The organism is Pseudomonadota bacterium (assembly GCA_034660915.1).
Taxonomy (GTDB): domain Bacteria; phylum Desulfobacterota; class Anaeroferrophillalia; order Anaeroferrophillales; family Anaeroferrophillaceae; genus DQWO01.
On sequence record JAYEKE010000130.1, the window covers coordinates 1 to 1,372 of the forward strand.

The following is a 1,372-nucleotide window of genomic DNA, read 5'->3' on the forward strand; positions in this document are numbered from 1 at the left end:
TGAAAGAAGGCCAAACATCACCATAAGTGCCATGCAGCAGTACATAGAAGCTTTGGGCGGTAGGTTGGTAATAAAAGCAGTATTTCAAGAGGGTAGCGAAGAATTGCTTGCATAGATCCAAGTATCATATCATTCTCATCAGGCCTATTTAATCACTCTCCTCGTAACAACCTAATCGGCAAGAAATCGCCGAACAATTGCATACAGAACCGACCTGAAAACGGCGGCCAACTATTATTGGTAGTTTGAACTCCCGTAAGCCGTTTTCAGGCGGCTGATGCAGGTCGTTAGCCCTATCGAGAAAGATTAAAAGAGGTGATAATTATGAAATCTTATGTTTCCGTGATACTCATTGCACTCATTGTGTTTATAGCTGGCTGTGCTGGTATAACTTATCCTGAAGTCTCCCGTCTTTCATCGGAGAGTTATGCTCCATTGTCGGGTGACACCCCTATTCTATTGAGCACGAGGGATATTGATCATAAATATGATGAGATAGCGATCATAAATATCCGTTCAGCTTCTTGGACAAATATTGATAAACTAAACGAGACATTTAGACAGCGTGCCAGAGAATTAGGTGCTAATGCTATAGTAAGAATACAGTATGGACATGAAGGTATGTGGGGTAATCCTACAGCTACAGGAGTTGCTGTTCGGATGAAATGAATATAAGTGGGCTAACTTTGCACTGAATCGCTGATAGTCTGCCGCTCCCAGTGAAACGGAACATTAGCTGTTTAATCAATAATTCCAAAGGATAAATATGGTTGATAAACAAAGCGAATATCAACTCAAACTGATAGATAAATACAAAGAATCTATCAACGTTTATTGGGGGGCTCTTCTTACAATAAACGGCCTATTGCTTACATTTTTTTCTATAGATTCTCTTTCTTCAAGTGAGAGATGGATAATATTGAATTATATGCTTGTTGGGTTATGTGTTTTGTCCCTCTGGCTTCTTATCTGGAATTTCAAAACAGATCAAGATTGCCGGTCCAGTCCTTATATTTCTGGCAGAACCAGCTGTACTGATAGCCATCGGGATGTTTTTCCCGATATTCCTGCCAGAGCAGCGCCATGGTGACGGATTTACGTTTCAGTTCTTTAAAAATTTCATTCCAGTCTGGTTCGTGTGAGGATGATAAAGGAACCTTCCTGGGCGGTGGGAATAGAAGCTGGTCAAGAGCCGTTTCGGACAAATCATCAGGCAAGGGCCAGGACAAGCCTGCGGCCTTGGCTCTCAACAAATAATCGGCAACCGTACTGCGGCTGAACAAACAACTGACGGCAATTTTTCGATTGCTCTGTTTGCCATCAAAATTTAATCGTAAAACCTCTTTTATCTTGCGCATAGACAACCTCCTTG

Annotated in this window: 2 protein-coding genes; one reads left to right on the top strand and one right to left on the bottom strand. The window is 41.7% G+C overall.

What is annotated here, in order from left to right; all coding sequences use genetic code 11:
- Positions 1–324 precede the first annotated feature (324 nt).
- Positions 325–669, top strand: coding sequence for a hypothetical protein (locus tag U9P07_08170; protein ID MEA2109376.1), 345 nt, complete (start codon positions 325–327; stop codon positions 667–669).
- 308 nt (positions 670–977) lie between these two features.
- Here U9P07_08170 and U9P07_08175 read toward each other — a convergent pair whose 3' ends face one another.
- Positions 978–1,358, bottom strand: a complete 381-nt coding sequence (locus U9P07_08175) for a hypothetical protein (GenBank protein ID MEA2109377.1) — start codon at positions 1,356–1,358, stop codon at positions 978–980.
- Positions 1,359–1,372 lie beyond the last annotated feature (14 nt).

Coding starts and splice junctions, on each gene's coding strand:
- U9P07_08170 (MEA2109376.1), top strand. CDS start 325: ATGAAATCTTATGTTTCCGTGATACTCATTGCACTCATTGTGTTTATA.
- U9P07_08175 (MEA2109377.1), bottom strand. CDS start 1,358: ATGCGCAAGATAAAAGAGGTTTTACGATTAAATTTTGATGGCAAACAG.